The organism is Melioribacteraceae bacterium 4301-Me (assembly GCA_041538185.1).
GTDB classification, from domain to species: Bacteria; Bacteroidota; Ignavibacteria; order Ignavibacteriales; family Melioribacteraceae; genus Pyranulibacter; species Pyranulibacter aquaticus.
This window is the reverse complement of the sequence record JBGORM010000002.1, coordinates 525,567-541,497: the sequence shown is the minus strand read 5'-3', so window position 1 is coordinate 541,497 and position 15,931 is coordinate 525,567. Positions and strand designations below refer to the sequence as shown.

General features: G+C 31.3%; 14 protein-coding genes. 6 read left to right on the top strand and 8 right to left on the bottom strand.

Translation table 11 applies throughout. The features are described from left to right. Position 1: 1 nt before the first annotated feature. The 6 genes from ABRY23_05760 to ABRY23_05735 all read right to left on the bottom strand — a co-directional run bounded on the left by ABRY23_05760 (position 2) and on the right by ABRY23_05735 (position 6,508). Entirely contained in the window at positions 2-1,681 is a 1,680-nt protein-coding gene (locus ABRY23_05760) for a GAF domain-containing SpoIIE family protein phosphatase (protein ID MFA3782556.1), read from the bottom strand. A gap of 4 nt (positions 1,682-1,685) precedes the next feature. Beyond that, positions 1,686-2,117, bottom strand: coding sequence for an ATP-binding protein (locus ABRY23_05755; protein MFA3782555.1), 432 nt, complete (start codon positions 2,115-2,117; stop codon positions 1,686-1,688). Next, positions 2,114-2,473 carry an STAS domain-containing protein gene (locus ABRY23_05750; GenBank protein ID MFA3782554.1) on the bottom strand — a complete coding sequence of 120 codons (360 nt, stop codon included), beginning with the start codon at positions 2,471-2,473 and terminating at the stop codon, positions 2,114-2,116. The genes ABRY23_05755 and ABRY23_05750 overlap by 4 nt, the downstream gene beginning before the upstream one ends. After that, entirely contained in the window at positions 2,473-4,539 is a 2,067-nt protein-coding gene (locus tag ABRY23_05745) for a SpoIIE family protein phosphatase (protein ID MFA3782553.1), read from the bottom strand. The genes ABRY23_05750 and ABRY23_05745 overlap by 1 nt, the downstream gene beginning before the upstream one ends. A gap of 107 nt (positions 4,540-4,646) precedes the next feature. Then, a complete protein-coding gene (locus ABRY23_05740) occupies positions 4,647-5,909 on the bottom strand; it encodes a hypothetical protein (GenBank protein MFA3782552.1) in 1,263 nt (420 codons plus the stop codon). A gap of 2 nt (positions 5,910-5,911) precedes the next feature. Next, positions 5,912-6,508 carry an RNA polymerase sigma factor gene (locus ABRY23_05735; protein MFA3782551.1) on the bottom strand — a complete coding sequence of 199 codons (597 nt, stop codon included), beginning with the start codon at positions 6,506-6,508 and terminating at the stop codon, positions 5,912-5,914. 227 nt (positions 6,509-6,735) lie between these two features. On the opposite strand from ABRY23_05735, the gene ABRY23_05730 reads away from it, so the two are divergent. From ABRY23_05730 to ppk1, 6 genes are all read left to right on the top strand, one after another. Beyond that, positions 6,736-7,074: an STAS domain-containing protein gene (locus tag ABRY23_05730; GenBank protein MFA3782550.1), complete on the top strand. Its 339-nt coding sequence runs from the start codon at positions 6,736-6,738 to the stop codon at positions 7,072-7,074. Positions 7,075-7,181: 107 nt separating this feature from the next. Further along, the gene (locus ABRY23_05725; protein ID MFA3782549.1) at positions 7,182-8,450 is read left to right on the top strand and encodes an adenylosuccinate synthase; all 1,269 of its coding nucleotides are present in this window, start codon (positions 7,182-7,184) and stop codon (positions 8,448-8,450) included. A 102-nt stretch (positions 8,451-8,552) separates the two neighbouring features. After that, a complete protein-coding gene (locus ABRY23_05720) occupies positions 8,553-9,755 on the top strand; it encodes a PAS domain-containing sensor histidine kinase (protein ID MFA3782548.1) in 1,203 nt (400 codons plus the stop codon). A 416-nt stretch (positions 9,756-10,171) separates the two neighbouring features. Next, entirely contained in the window at positions 10,172-11,224 is a 1,053-nt protein-coding gene (locus ABRY23_05715; GenBank protein ID MFA3782547.1) for a 2Fe-2S iron-sulfur cluster-binding protein, read from the top strand. A gap of 38 nt (positions 11,225-11,262) precedes the next feature. Continuing rightward, a complete protein-coding gene (locus tag ABRY23_05710) occupies positions 11,263-11,748 on the top strand; it encodes a cytidine/deoxycytidylate deaminase family protein (GenBank protein ID MFA3782546.1) in 486 nt (161 codons plus the stop codon). A 77-nt stretch (positions 11,749-11,825) separates the two neighbouring features. Then, a complete protein-coding gene (gene ppk1, locus ABRY23_05705; GenBank protein MFA3782545.1) occupies positions 11,826-13,961 on the top strand; it encodes a polyphosphate kinase 1 in 2,136 nt (711 codons plus the stop codon). Here ppk1 and ABRY23_05700 read toward each other — a convergent pair. Both ABRY23_05700 and ABRY23_05695 read right to left on the bottom strand, forming a co-directional pair. Then, positions 13,958-14,704: a transporter gene (locus tag ABRY23_05700; protein MFA3782544.1), complete on the bottom strand. Its 747-nt coding sequence runs from the start codon at positions 14,702-14,704 to the stop codon at positions 13,958-13,960. The genes ppk1 and ABRY23_05700 overlap by 4 nt on opposite strands. Positions 14,705-14,775: 71 nt before the next feature. Further along, positions 14,776-15,885, bottom strand: a complete 1,110-nt coding sequence (locus ABRY23_05695) for a VIT1/CCC1 transporter family protein (protein ID MFA3782543.1) — start codon at positions 15,883-15,885, stop codon at positions 14,776-14,778. Positions 15,886-15,931: the final 46 nt, after the last annotated feature.

Below are 15,931 nucleotides of genomic sequence, written 5' to 3'. Positions count from 1 at the left end.
ATTATTGAATTTTGATTACTATACATGTTATATCATCGGACTGTTCAGCATTATTCGTAAATTTTTTTAATTCGGTTTTAATTGACTCAAGAATTTCATTGGCGTTGTTAACATAGACATTTTTAAGCAATTCCTCTAACCTTTCGTCGGTAAATTCTTGACCTTGTGAGTTCATAGCTTCGGTAACTCCATCAGTAAAAAGAACTAAAGTATCATTAGTTTGCATTTGTACAACTTCGTATAAATAAGGTGTTGATGTGGGAAGAAAACCTAATATCATTCCTCCCTTTTTAAGTTTAGTAATTTGCCCATTTCTAATAAGAAGAGGTGGGTTATGACCCGCATTAACATAAATTAACTCTTTAGTATTATTGTTGAAAACTGCCCAAAAGAAAGTTATAAAATTCCCCATCATTGTATTTTCAGAGACTAAGTCATTTAAAACATTCGTTGCTTGCGGAAGAAAAAATTCTTGCTTACATATTGATTTTAAGAACGCCTGTAAGTTTGCCATAATTAATGCAGCTGGAACACCTTTCCCGGAAACATCAGCAATTGCAACTAACAATCTTTCTTCATCTAATTTTATTATATCATAATAATCACCGCCTACCGTTCTAGCAGGAGAATTATAAGCTGATAGTTTAATATTTGAAAACGATGGGATAGTCTTAGGAAATAAGTTTTTTTGAATATTACGTGCAATTTCGATATCCTTTTCCAATCTTTCCTTTTCGAGTGTTTCTTGAAACAGCATTGCATTATCAATAGAAATTATAGCAAGGCTTCCTATAGAAGAAATAAATTCAACATCAGAGCGTGTATACCCAAGTTCATTTTTTCTTTTGCCTAATAAAATAAGTCCTTTTGTTATGTTTTTAATTTTCATTGGGACAATCAATTCAGCGCCCAATTTTCTTAATGATAGAAATTTCTCGGCAATTTCATCTTTGTTAAGAGGTTCCTTAATTTCCTCTATGAATACATCTTGTAAAACTTTCTTTAATTCAGTTTCATCAAAATTATTTTCTATTAATTGTAACACTCCATTATAGTGAGTAACAACAGCATATTTTGCAACCAGCATTTGTCCTATTACAGAAAACACTAAAACCTTGCCAATTTTTTTTATATCGAGTATCCCGCTAAACTCTTTACTTAAATCAAACAAAGAGCTTAATTGATTTACCTTAGCACCCAAAGCACGGTTAAGTTGTTTTAATTGCCGCATAATTATTGAATTTTCAATAGCAGTAACACCTACATTTAGCAGTGTATCTAAAAAATCAATATCATCCTCAGAATAATCTTTTTTTATTAACCTTGCACCCAGTAAAATTACCCCTTTTGTTTTAGCAGCGGAATTAAAAGCTCTATGAATTAAAAAACTGTTTCTTGCAGCAAAATTTTTAAATTCATTGTTTTCATAATATGTATCAGCGTATAACTTGGGGAACTTATCTATTTCTACTTTGGGAATGCCTTTGTAAGCATGAACTATTAGTTGACCATTTTCATCTGCAATAGCAATTAAGGCTTTACTCGTTTGAAATTTAGTGAGGCAGGTCAATAACAAATTATTTAATATGAAGTTTAAATCCAAACTCGAATTAATAAGATTACTAAAATCTACTAAAGCTGTTAAATTTCTCAGAGCAAGAGATTTATCGGTATTATTCATTTGGTTAAGACAAATATTTAGTCAAAACAACTTTATTAGTGTTTTCAATTGAAGAGTAGCTAACTTCGTCCATTAACTTTTTCATTAAAAAAATACCCAAGCCGCCAACTTTTTTTAGTTTATAATATTCTTTAATATTTGGCACCGGAACAAGTTCAGGATTAAAATGATTGCCTTTATCAGTAATTGTAACGGTAAATTTAGGGGAAACAAAGTTAATGGAAATAAAAATTTCACCTTGAGGGGAATATTTATAAGCATGTTTAATTATGTTAGTACAAGCCTCATCGACTGCAAGAACAATTTTAGAAGCAGTATCTTCGTCAAAACCGCAATACAATGCAGCATCTTTCGTGAACTTTCTAACTAACGAAAGATTTTCAGTTGTACTTTTTACAACTAAGTTTCTTATAAAATTTTTGTTATTAATGTTCAAGATTTTTCCTGTTCATTAAACTTATTGATAGCTTCCCTTTCATCTTTATAAAATTCATAAAGAACAGGAAAGCCGAGCAAATCAAAAATGTTGTAAACATTTTCTTTCATATTGGAGAATTTTATATCTCCCCTATTGTTCCGCATTGTTTCAACATAAGCCATAAATACACCCAAGCCGGCGCTACTTATATACTGGAGATCATGAAAGTTCACAACAACTTGAAATTTCTTTTCGTCAACAAGTTTATTAAAAATATTTTCCAGTTCGGGTGCGGTATGAGCATCCAAGTAACCTTTAAGGTCAATTACGCTCACGTTGCCAACTCCTCTTAAGTTGACTATAAAATCCGCCATTAACTATCTCCATTTAATTTGTTATTTGATTTCCATTTAAATAGGACTAAAGTAATATCATCGTGCTGAGATTTATCTTTAGAGAACATACTAATTTGTTTCATCAATTCGCTTGAAATATAATCCGGACTTTCATTACAGTTTTCACGTAATATTTCAACAAATCTATCATACCCAAAATCTTCTAATTTTGAATTTTTTGCTTCAGGAATACCATCAGAATAAAACGTTATAATATCATTATCTTTTAACTCTATCGTTACTTCAGATAATGTATTTTCAAAACTATGTCCATAATCCAAACCCAAGCCTATACCCTGTGGTTTCAACTTTGTAAGTTTATTTTCAGAAAAATAAAGAACGGGGGTATGACCTGCTCTTGCAAATTTAAGTTGTTCTTTTTTAAAGTCAATAATCCCATAAATGGCAGTTACAAAATTTTTTTTATCTAAGGTATTTTTCAATAGTTCATTGGCTTTTGTCAATAGTTTTTTAGGTGTAACGATTATATTTGCTAACGATTCAAAAATACCTTTTAATTCTGACATAATAAAAGCAGCTGAAATACCTTTACCAGATACATCTGCAACAACGAATCCCAGACAATCATCATTCAGTTCGAAAAAATCGTAATAGTCGCCTCCCACCTCAAAAGCCGGGACAAATACTGTTGAAATTGTCAAGTTTTTAAAATTAGGAATCTTGCGCGGTAATATTTTATATTGAATCTCCCTTGCAACATCAAGTTCCTTTTCCAGTCTTTCTTTTTCCAATGATTCTTTTATATGCTTTGCATTTTCAACAGCTACTGAAGCATAATCGGCAAACGCTCCTACTGCTTTTATATCTTCTTCATCAAAATTATATTCATGCTTTCTTGCTGTGAATAAATAGCCATTTAATTTTCCATGAACTCGTAATGGGGCTATGGCTATTGCGCCAAAACTTAGAGTCTTGCTTTCATCTTTATCCCTTATTTTTATAGTACTTTTCTTTATTGTTAATACATTTACAATATCATAAGAATATTCGTCTAACAAAAACTCTGTGACTTTTTCAGCGTCGTTATATTCTATATTGTTAACTGAATTTAAAACAAATTTTTCATTTTTAGCAGTAACAAGCCAAGCAAAATCCGAGTTGCAAACTTTTGTTGTCAGCGCAGTTATAGTATCAGCTAATTCACTTAAGTCAAAAACTTGAGTAATAAGTTTGGTTAAATCAAATAATGAACTTACCTCTTCTGCTTTTCTATCAAACTCTTCAGCCGTTGGTAAATGAAAAAGTGTAGTAAAGAATATTACACTGGAGTAAATCATCCCATAAATCATAGTTAAAATAAAAATTGAGAAAAGACCAGGCGAGAAGTTATAAATAACCGACTTTACAGCATTACTATCTATCAAAAGCCCAAAATTTACCCCAAATAAAGTTGTGAGTATTATTGATATAATGAGCAAATATATTTTTTGTTTTTTACTTAAAAATGCAATCCATGCAACTCTAAGCGAGTTAATAGAAATTAATATTATAGATACAACAAAAAAAGCATCTTTTGGATAATCAAAAGTGTCATCAAATTTTATTAGCAAATTAGAAAAATATGCTAATGCTAAAAAAACAAGCATTGTGTTAAAGTACATCTGCAGATTTTTCTTCTGACGAAAGTAAAATAACTCACGAAAACCTGAAAAAATAAATGTAGCAGCTCCAATAAGAATAAAGATAATCAAGAGCAAGGAAAAAGAACCAGGAAAACTAATTTTATTACTATTAATTTCAGAATAATTAAAGAAAGTGTTGGTTAGAGTAAGAATAAAAAATATTAATGCTGCCAGTATTAATGAATTAACCACTAAAGTAAAAGGTGAATTTGTTCTAATGGCTAAGAAATCTTTTAGATAAATGTAAAGAGAAGTAATAACCAAAAAGACAATAATTTCGTGAGCAATGTGGATAATAATTGAATCGTGCGAAGAAAAAATAACATCAAACAAAAAAAGCAAAATAGAAAATAGAATTGTGTATTCTAATTTTCTTGTTCGTGTTATTTTGTAAAAATTCATTTGCATGACTTATTAATAATTTTGTGACAATCATACTAAAACTAAAATTCAATGTTAAACTCACCCATACAATTAAACACTAAGAATACCAATCATAAAATATGTTTTTACTTATTTATTTTCTTATTTACAGAATTTTTTTCTTTTTCTGAAATATTTTTAGTAAGAGAGTCAATTTTTTGACCAAATTTTTCCCAGTCAGCTTTATCACCCTTAGAAAATTCTTTAACAACCTCATTAACTATTTTATCAATATTGCCAAGTTCAACTTTCTCCACTTCCTTTACTCTAGATGGTATTATTCTTTTCTGAATTTTATCGCCCTTAAATACCTGAAAAGGTTCGTTCTGTAAATTATTCAATGAAAGTTTAGAAGCTAAAAAAATGATTTCTCTTAAACTATCAATTAGAGAATCTTGCATAAATTGATTTTGCGTTTTAGGTATTTTGAATCTCAATTTATCAATGCTAGATTTTACAGATTTATCAGCCTTGTTTGGGAATAATTCAGCAATTATTAAATCTGGAACATCTATTTTAATGTCCTTTAATTGTGTGGCTAACCTAGTCTCACCCTTTTGAAAATTCTTTAACTGGCTTTTAATTTTTTGCAAATTAACTTCCCACCGACTATAAATAGTATCAAAACTTTCGGGATTAAATTTAACTTTTGCTATTAACATGGTATCGGGCGCTAGAATTATAAAATCTTTACTTGTATCTGACTGGGAAAAATTAGTTAGATTAGGAATATTAGTTTGTATTTTATCATAAAATTCTTTAGAGGATAATTTCAGAATTTTATTTTTATCCTTTTTACTAACAAAAGAAATTAAAGAACCTAAAATTTCCTTTTGTAATGTTAGCAACAATGGATTTACTGCAACTGTGTTTTTATCATTAAGCCAAACGTATTTGTAAATATTTCTCTTGTACGAATTCAAAATAGAATCCAGCTCAGTGCTTTCTTTATCGTTTAAATGAAAGTAATTTTTAAAGTTAGCATAGTTATTAACAGTAGAAATCTGATGCTCATGTTTTAGCTCGTAAACTTGATACCCTGCTGAATCACTATTAGCAAGTATAAATTCTTTGTTATTTTCTTTTATAAGTGGTAATTGTCGACTTACCGCAAAATTAAAGATGTCTTCATTTGTAATTTCTGATTTAAAGAAAAGTGGTTTTAAGTTCTCAGTATAAAGAGAAATCAAACTTTTCTTATCAGATTCAATAAAGCTATTAAAGTTTTTCTTATGGTAACGAAAGTAAAACATTAAGGCAGCGGTAAGAATAAATATAGTAACAAGAGGAAGGGTTCGCTTTAAGGAATCAAATGGAATAGATTTTTTTACTTTTTGATTTTCAAGCATTGTTAAAAAAACTCTTTTTGAAAAGGCTCTAAAATTATTTTCAATGTTTCTCTTGCTCTAAAAATCCTCGATTTAATAGTACCCACTTCACAGCCCAGCTGGTCAGCTATTTCTTTGTAAGAAAATCCTTCGATATCTCTAAGAATTAAAGGCACTTTCAGCTTCTCTGGTAACTTATCAATTGCTTTCCTTACTAATCCTGGAATATCAATATTTTCTGCAACTGTTCGTACACCGTATTTAGTATCAGTATCTTCAATTGGCAAAAAAATACTTCTTACTTGTTTTTTCCTTAAATAATCTTTGCACTTGTTAACAGTAATTCTGTAAAGCCAAGTTGTAAATTTTGACTCGAAGCGAAAATCTTTGAGTTTATGAAAAACACTAATAAATACATCCTGAGAAATATCATCTACAAAATCTGCATCACTCATAGTTAAATAGACAAGATTTCTTACCTTATCCTTGTGCTTACCTACCAATACTCTAAACACACTTTGGTCACCATTTATAAAACGTTTAATTAGTTCAAAGTCATCTAATTCGAAAAGTTTTGTTGAATTATTACCAAGTACTTTTTTATTATCTGAAAAATCCATTTATTAGACGTAGCCTTTTGAAGTTTGTTCCTAATTAGTGCATATTAAGTTGAGACCAAAAGAGTAAACAACTAAAAACATTAGATAAAGCTTTATTTTTACTGTAATATTCAATAACTTAATTACCAATATAAATATTTATTATTGATTATATCCAATACCTTTCGGTGAGTTAATAAATAAATCTTTCTCAAAAATTTTAACACCAAAAAAATCTGGAGACCTTTATGAAAATAAAAACATATGAGAAGTACAATGCTGTAGTTATTGAGCTAAAAGGTAATGTAATGGGAGGCCCTGAAGCTCAAGAATTTAGCGACCTTCTTCACGATCTCATTAAACAAAACAAAAAAAATGTAGTTATTGATCTTTCAGAAACAAAGTTTATGAACAGTTCTGGCTTAGGAATGTTAATTAGTGGTTATACTACACTGAAAAACGGCGGTGGTAATATGAAGCTGGCAAATGCTACAGAAAAAATTGAAAGCTTACTCGTGATAACTAAATTAATTACAATATTCGAACATTATGATTCAGTGGATAAAGCAGTGGAAAGTTTTAAATAAATTATCACACTTCTCCATTTATCTTTCAGCTACTCTAAGAAGATAACAAAAAATTTTCTTTGAAATTTAGCGAGTAAAAATGAACTAAAATTAAATTATGGATTGATATGAACATAACGGTATTAGTAGGCAGTCAATGGGGCGATGAGGGCAAAGGAAAAATTGTTGACATATTAAGCGAAAGATACAATATAGTTGTGCGTTATCAAGGCGGGGCTAATGCTGGTCATACAGTTTTAATTGGCGAAAAGCAGTTTATACTTCATTTAATTCCATCAGGAATTTTAAGAGAAAATGTTCAATGTGTTATAGGTAACGGCGTAGTGATTGACCCAAAAGCTTTGCTGGATGAAATTAAATTTTTAGAGGAAAACGGGATTTCTAGCGAAGGTAGATTATTTATCAGTCAAAATGCTCATTTAATTATGCCCTATCATAAACTTTTGGACTCAATTAATGAAAGCAGTGCAACTAAAATTGGTACTACCGGTCGTGGAATTGGACCATGCTATATAGATAAATATGCTCGTAAAGGAATTAAAATAGTTGATTTATTAGACCGTAGAGTTCTTGAGGAAAAAATTAAAATTAATATCGAAGAAAAAAATAATATTTTAAAAAAAGTTTATAATCAAAAAGAACTAGACGTTAATGAAATAATTAAAGAATACATTGAGTTCGATAAGTTAATAGACAAATACATTACTGATGTACCCACTTTTTTAAATAAAGCAATCGATAATGAAAAAGCTATCTTGTTAGAAGGCGCTCAAGGTACTATGTTAGATGTTGATTTTGGCACATATCCTTTTGTAACTTCATCAAATCCTACTGCTGGCGGTGCATGCACTGGAACCGGGATTCCACCTACTAAAATTAGTTCAGTCTTTGGAATAGTGAAAGCTTACACAACTCGAGTAGGATTAGGCCCTTTTCCTACTGAACTTACAGGTGAAGAGGGCGATAAACTTAGAAAAGTAGGTAATGAATTTGGTGCCACTACTGGTAGACCAAGACGTTGCGGTTGGTTCGATGCTTTCTTGGTAAATTATTCAAGAATGATTAATGGAATCGAAAGAGCTGCTATTACAAAACTTGATGTGCTTAGTTATCTCGACGAAATTAAAGTCTGCATTGGCTATGAAATTAATGGTAAAAGATTAAAATCGTATCCGAATAATGTCAATCTTTTAGAGAGAGTTACCCCAATTTACGAAACATTACCCGGGTGGAAAGTTGATATATCCAACATTAAGTATTACGATGATTTACCGTCGGAGACTAAAGATTATTTGTCCTTCATTTCTCAACAAGCCGGCTTTGAAATTAGTATTATATCTGTCGGAGCAAGAAGAGATCAAACAATTGAATTATAATTCACGCACTGCTTATTGGTGGAATTTTTCGGCTTTTTCGTTCTTTTTATACTTTTGTTATTTACGAGATTTGTCTTTTTCTAAATCCACCGGGCATAAAAAATGAAAAAAATATATAACTCCGTTAATATTAAAATCTCGCTTTTGATAATTGCGGTTGCAATTGCTGCAGGCACATTGTTTTACACTCAAGGCTTAATAAAGCGATTACAAGAAAGGGAAAAAGAAATTGTTCAACTTTATGCCCAAAGTCTAGAATTTATTGCAAACTCGGAAACTCAAAACAGTGACATTACATTTATTTTCCAAAATATTATCCAAAAAATAGATTTCCCTGTAATACTAACTAATTCAGAAGGAAAAGTTACTTCTGAAATTAAAGGAAGCGGATATAACAACATAGAAATTGACCCTAAACTTACTCAACAACAAAAAATAAAATTCTTGCAAGAAAAAGTTCGAGAACTGGCAAAAATACACCCGCCTATAAATGTAAAATACAAAGATGTAACACTTTCAAAAATATATTATGGAGATTCTGATTTAGTACAACGCCTTCGTTACTATCCTTACCTTCAAATAATATTTGCTATATTTTTCATACTAATTGCTTATACAGGATTTAACTACCTGAAAAAAAGCGAGCAAAGTAATATATGGGTTGGTATGTCAAAAGAAACAGCTCACCAACTGGGAACCCCTATTTCAAGTCTTATGGGCTGGAATGAAATTCTTAAAATGAACTATAACAATCCAGATAAAGTGCTCGATGCATCAGAGGAAATTTCGAACGATATAACAAGACTTTATAAAATTGCCAAACGATTTTCAAAGATCGGTTCAAAACCAGAACTAGTTGAAGATTCTCCATATGAGGTTATTGAAAACGTTATAAATTATTTTCAGAGAAGACTACCGCAATTAGGCAAAAATGTAACCATAAATCTTACAGGAGACAAAAACATAAAAGCTAGGATGAATGCCGAATTATTTGAATGGGTCATTGAAAACTTGATTAAAAATTCACTTGATGCAATTGAACATAAAGAAGGTAGAATTGATTTGGAAATTAAAGGAAATAAAAAATTCGTAGAAATTGAAGTAAAAGACAATGGCAAAGGGATAGAGCACAAAAACAAAAAAGATATTTTTAGGCCAGGTTTTAGCACTAAACGCAGAGGATGGGGCTTAGGATTAAGTTTATCCAAAAGAATAATTGAAGACTACCATAACGGCAAGATTTTCGTAAAACAAACCATCCCAAATGAAGGAACTACCTTCAAGATTCTGCTCAGAGCAATTTAAAATTATACTGTAATCTAACCATCATTAATAACAGTGAAACTCTTTTTATCAATTCTCTTTTCAGATTAAATGACTAGTATAATTATTCCCGTTTGACGAATGATTTATTTAAAATTGATTATGACTTATCAACCCGAAAAGCAAGTCTTTCATTAGAAAACTTAGAATTAACACAATCGGTAAAAAGTAACTATTTCATGTAATATTTTCCTTTGACATAAAAGGCGTTTTAAAAAATAAAGAAACGAGCATATTTTATTCTTATAATAATGGTACAATTATTGACAAAAACAAAATCAGCGCCCTTAAATTAGTGAATTACCCTCCTTATCTCACTATTAAAGCCGTTATGGTTTGCCCTCACCATAACGGTTTTTTATTTTTGTAAGTTCAAATTTTAATAAAGATTTTTATTAATGGAAAAACTTCTACATCTTGAGGTAAAAAACATAATTAGAGAAACCCATGATACTGTCAGCTTTATTTTAACTGAAAAAAATGGCTTAAAGGTAGACTTCCTTGCCGGTCAATTTTTGACCCTTTTGTTTAACATAGACGGCGAAGAAATTAGAAGGGGCTATTCAATTTCTTCCTCACCATACGATTTACCCACTATCCGCATAACCATAAAAAAAGTAAAAAATGGCTTCGCTTCACATAAGTTACTAGATGAAATTAAAAAAGGAGATATATTATACTCATTGCCTCCACTTGGTAATTTTGTTTACTCTACCAATGGCAACGGAAAAAAAATTTTTTTGTTTGGTGCAGGAAGCGGAATAACTCCGCTCTACTCTATTTTAAAAACTGCTCTGCTTGAAAAGGAAAAACCTCAAGTTTATTTATATTACTCTAATAAAACAGAAAAAGATATCATCTTCAAAGAAGAACTTGAGGAGCTGCAACTAAGATTTCCAAATAATTTTATTCTTAAGCATACACTTACACAACCGTCTGACGATTGGAAAGGCGATACCGGGAGAATAACAAAAGAAAAAGCTATTGAATACCTATCAAAATTTAACTTTGATATTTTAGAAAAAGCTGAATACTATTTATGTGGACCTGAAGGCATGATGAAAAATGTATTAGATGCATTAGTTGAATTAAAAATTACAAAGAAAAAAATACATAGAGAAAATTTTACCATTTCTATCCTAAATGAAGCCGATCAAACCGAAGAGGTAGAACGCGATATCACTATAATATTTAAGGACAAAGCACATAAAATAAAAATTAAACCTGACGAGACAATTTTACAAAAAGCTTTATCACTTGGGCTTGAATTACCAAACTCCTGTCAAATAGGCGAATGTGGAACTTGTCGTGCAAAACTACTCTCAGGCAAATTAAAATTAATTGAACAAACTGCACTCTCTGAAGATGAAATAAAACTTGGCTATTGTTTAACTTGTGTTGGTCACCCTGCAAGCGATGATGTTGTAATTTTATACGAGGACTCATTTTAATTACTTATATTTATTAATAATTTTAACGAGCATATTAAATGAAACCAAAAAGACCATCGTGGGATGAATACTTTCTCAAATTAGCAATGTTAGTATCTGAAAGAGCTACATGCCCAAGAATGCATTGCGGCTGTGTGCTTGTTAAAGATAAGCAGATACTATCTACCGGCTACAATGGTTCTATACCCGGCGATGAACATTGTGAAGATGTTGGGTGTATGATTGTTGACAATCATTGTGTAAGAACTATACACGCAGAAATGAACGCAATTTTACAATGTTCTTCACATGGAATCAGCACGCAAGGTGCTACAGCTTATATTACAAACATGCCCTGCACAAATTGTTCAAAGGCCTTAATTACTGCAGGCATTAAAGAAATTGTTATTTTTTCCGAATATCATGATACATTAGCGGAGCATTTTTTTGCAAAAGCAAATGTAAAAATTAGACGAATGCCTATGCCTGAAAAATACATTGATTACGACATAGATAATTTCGTTTCTGCTCGTAAGCTAAAATAATCGTAGACTAATAAACAAGTTTATTAGCTATTTTAATACAGCAAACTAATTTTGTAAATAATAAATGATTTCTAATAATGGAACTTACTAAAGAATATTTATCACAATATTTCAATCCAAAAAACTTCTTCAACAGAGAAACCAGCTGGTTAGAATTTAACAGGCGTGTTCTTCAAGAAGCTACTAATACAAATCTACCACTCTTAGATAGAATAAAATTTATTTCTATCTTCTTTTCTAACCTTGATGAATTTTACATGATTAGGGTCTCCGGACTTAAAGAACAAGTCAGAGCTAACATTTTCGAATTAACTATAGATGGATTAACACCAATAGAACAGTTAAAAATAATTGAGAAAACAGTTCAACCAATGCTTAATGAAATTTATGAGTATTGGAATAAAGTAATATTGCAGGAATTAAGAGAGAACAGAATTTTTATTTGTAACATGGATGAACTTGAAGCAAGGGAAAAAGAAGCTTTAAATCAATATTTTACTAAAGAAATTTTCCCTGTTTTGACTCCGTTAGCTTTTGACCCCGGCAGGCCCTTCCCCTACATCTCTAATTTAAGCTTAAGCTTTGCAATTCTCGTGGAAAACTCAAAAGGTGAAAAGCATTTTGCACGAATAAAAGTACCTACCATCTTACCACGTTTACTTAGAATTGATCACATAGTTAAACTGGAACAGCGAAACGGCAATACAAATTTTACCGCTAAGTTTATTTGGCTGGGCGATTTAATTAAAGAAAATCTTCCCAAACTTTTCCCAGGCAATAAAATACTAGAAGCCCATAGATTTAGAATTACTCGCAATACAGACTTAGAAATCCAAGAGGATGAGGCTGATGATTTATTGGAAGTAATCGAGGAAAATATCAAACAAAGAAAATTTGGTTCTGTCGTTCGTCTTGAAGTCCAAAACACTATGCCTGATTTTATGATTGACACATTAATAGAAAATTTAGAAATTACTCGAAACGATGTCCATATCATCGATGGTAATTTGGGATTAAGCGATGTAATACAACTATACGACTTGCCAATTCCCTCTCTTAAAGAAAAATCATTCCACCCATCAATACCCTACATAGTGGACAGAGAAGAAAATATTTTTTCTCTCATTAAGAAAAAAGATATTATGCTTCATCACCCTTACGATTCTTTTACACCCGTTATAGAATTTATCAAAGAAGCATCTGTAGACCCTGATGTGCTTGCAATTAAACAAACTCTTTACAGAATTGGACAAGATTCGCCCATTGTAAAATACCTAATTGAAGCTGCTGAAAGAAAAAAACAAGTAGCTGTATTAGTTGAACTAAAAGCTCGCTTTGATGAAGAAAATAATATTTACTGGGCAAAAGAACTTGAAAAAGCAGGCGTCCATGTTGTATATGGACTTGTCGGCTTAAAAACTCACGCAAAAATGACCCTCGTTGTTAGAAAAGAAATTGATGGTGTGCAAAGATATGCACATATAAGTACGGGAAACTACAACCCAGAAACAGCAAAACTATATACCGATATTGGAATTTTTACTGCCGATGAAAAAATATGCTCTGATGTATCAGAAATATTTAATTTTCTTACTGGATACTCTGAACTAAAACAATTCAATAAACTTATTGTTTCACCAATAAATACCCGAGAAAAAATTATAGAATTTATTGAAAATGAAATTAAATATGCTCGACAAGGAAAAAAGGCACACATAATATTAAAACTAAATGCCCTTGTAGATCCGTTAATTATTGCAGCTCTTTATAAAGCTTCTCAAGAAGGTGTTAAAATAGAACTTATTGTAAGAGGGATATGTTGCTTAATTCCTCAAATTCAAGGACTAAGTGAAAATATTCGTGTAATTAGCATTGTTGGACGTTTATTAGAGCACAACCGCTTATATTATTTCTACAATAACGGCAAAGAAATTCTTTATGCCGGCAGTGCTGACTTTATGCAAAGAAATTTAGATAGAAGGGTTGAGGCTGCTTTTCCTATTGAAAACACAGAGTATAAAAAAATAATCATCGAAAATGTTTTATTGAAAGCCTTAGAAGATAACCAAAAAGCCCGGGTTCTACTCCCTACCGGGAAATATGTGTTCAACCATAAAGTATTTTATGAACAAAATGTCAATTACCAAGAGTGGTTAATAAGGCATTGGACAAAACAGACTATAAGTATACTCCACAATGAAAACAAAACTTAATTAGGCAGACGTACAGTAAAGCCAGACGAAACAAACCAGTAATTCTCATCTCTATTCACTTTACCTCCAGCGGAAATATCTAACTGAAAATTTTGTAAGATAAGATAATATATTCCCCCATCTACATTATGCAAGGGGTTGAACTTATGCACCCAATTACCATAATATTCTACGAAAAATACCAAATCAGAAAATAAACTATAGTTAAAACTATAGCTGAAAGCATAACTTAACAAATCAAAATTATTACTCCAATTGACACCTATGTTTATACTTGAAGACGCATTTTTTCCTATAGAACGTGCAATAGCAAAAATTATTTCTGGTTCAACTGTATTTGGTTTTAACTCGGGACTACCGATTGGCAATTTTAATCCAATAATAAATGCTGAAGCTGGAATGGGGTAAGATTCTGTTAAGAACTGAATTTTAGCACCAATGTTAATGTCTGAAAACCCATTAATATTTAACTTTTGTCCACTCACTGTAGGTTTGTTTACCTGATAAAGACCCGCTATTCTCAACTCCAAATTCTTTATTAAACCAACTCTCAGCAAGGAACTTGGGATAAAAAAGGTTTCTGACTTATAATTAGTTTTCTCCAATTCAGAAAATTCATAACTAAATCCTGATTCAAGCTGAACAAATCCAGAACTTAGTGCTACAGGCGAATCTGTTTTATCTGGTCTATCCGTATTTAACTGAGGCACATTTTGCTGAGAATACACTATTAGATTAAACAATGCCTCAATTATCAGGATAAACAGTAAGAATGACTTTGTTTGATTAATTTCAAGCAATGACAATTTTTTTCTTATAAAAATTTTAGAATCAATTCTCCAAGGATATAACCGACTGCAGCTACACCGAATCCCACTACAAACATATCAAAGCCGCTTCTAAAAATTCCTCTTCCCGTAAAAAAGCTTCTCGCTGCTCCTACAGCAAAATGAGCAACCATTGAAATTATGAACGAAGTCCAAATACCCAGACCCCCTGAAAAAAAGAAAAAAGGGAAAACTGGAATAAAGGCACCAATTGCTGTTGCTACACCAGTAACCCATCCTTCTTTAAATGGGCTCAAAGATCGTTTTACAATTCCAAGTTCTTCTTTTACTTTATCTTCCAGAACTTGTTGTGGATTTTTCATAGCCTCAACTGCTCGTCTACGAGCTTCTGCAGAGTTTAATCCTTTTGCCTCATAAATCAGAGCCAACTCTTCAGTTTCTAACTCGGGCATTAGCTTTATTTCTTCAGCTTCCATTTTCCTTTCATAATCATAAACTTCTTTTTCACTTACAGCTGCCAAATAGCCTGAAGAGCCCATTGAAAGTGCATCTGCAATCATGCCTGCCATTCCAGAAATTAAAATAATTTGTGGATGAGCGGCAGCGCCAATCATACCTGCTATAAGACCAAAATTTGCAGTAAGACCATCATTAAAACCATAAACTACATTTCTTAACAGGCCACCAGATTCACTGCTGTGCCACGGTTCTTCGTTAACACCGCCAGTCTGCATAAGACTGTTAGCATGTTCAGCGGAATCTCTTGCAAGTTGGAGCGCTATTGTTTTTGTTGAAATTTCAGATGCATTGTTATATAAGTCAAAATAACTTTTTACTTCTGAAGCCTCATTCTTAAGCATATACTGTTCTAATAAATAAGTGTTGAATTTTTTTGAGTACCATGCAAAAATCTTTGCCTTGGTTGACGGCTCTGTAAGTGAATTTTTAATGCCAGATTTACTAAATTGATTTTTCCATGCATTAACGTGCTTGTCTTCTATTTCGGCTATTTGTAAATAAATATTTTTTTTCTTTTCATCATCTATTAAACTTGCAAGCACTCTGTATAAGTAAGCTGAATCAATTTCACCTTGCAAGTGTTTCTGCCACATCTTTTTAGTTGATGAATCTATCATATATTTCCCGTTTATTAGTTCACAAAAATTTTTACAAGGCTACAAA

Bases quoted from the DNA above. Each gene is read 5' to 3' on its own strand.
- ABRY23_05760 (MFA3782556.1), bottom strand. From the start codon at position 1,681: ATGAATAATACCGATAAATCTCTTGCTCTGAGAAATTTAACAGCTTTA.
- ABRY23_05750 (MFA3782554.1), bottom strand. From the start codon at position 2,473: ATGGCGGATTTTATAGTCAACTTAAGAGGAGTTGGCAACGTGAGCGTA.
- ABRY23_05745 (MFA3782553.1), bottom strand. From the start codon at position 4,539: ATGAATTTTTACAAAATAACACGAACAAGAAAATTAGAATACACAATT.
- ABRY23_05740 (MFA3782552.1), bottom strand. From the start codon at position 5,909: ATGCTTGAAAATCAAAAAGTAAAAAAATCTATTCCATTTGATTCCTTA.
- ABRY23_05735 (MFA3782551.1), bottom strand. From the start codon at position 6,508: ATGGATTTTTCAGATAATAAAAAAGTACTTGGTAATAATTCAACAAAA.
- ABRY23_05730 (MFA3782550.1), top strand. From the start codon at position 6,736: ATGAAAATAAAAACATATGAGAAGTACAATGCTGTAGTTATTGAGCTA.
- ABRY23_05725 (MFA3782549.1), top strand. From the start codon at position 7,182: ATGAACATAACGGTATTAGTAGGCAGTCAATGGGGCGATGAGGGCAAA.
- ABRY23_05720 (MFA3782548.1), top strand. From the start codon at position 8,553: ATGAAAAAAATATATAACTCCGTTAATATTAAAATCTCGCTTTTGATA.
- ABRY23_05715 (MFA3782547.1), top strand. From the start codon at position 10,172: ATGGAAAAACTTCTACATCTTGAGGTAAAAAACATAATTAGAGAAACC.
- ABRY23_05710 (MFA3782546.1), top strand. From the start codon at position 11,263: ATGAAACCAAAAAGACCATCGTGGGATGAATACTTTCTCAAATTAGCA.
- ppk1 (MFA3782545.1), top strand. From the start codon at position 11,826: ATGGAACTTACTAAAGAATATTTATCACAATATTTCAATCCAAAAAAC.
- ABRY23_05695 (MFA3782543.1), bottom strand. From the start codon at position 15,885: ATGATAGATTCATCAACTAAAAAGATGTGGCAGAAACACTTGCAAGGT.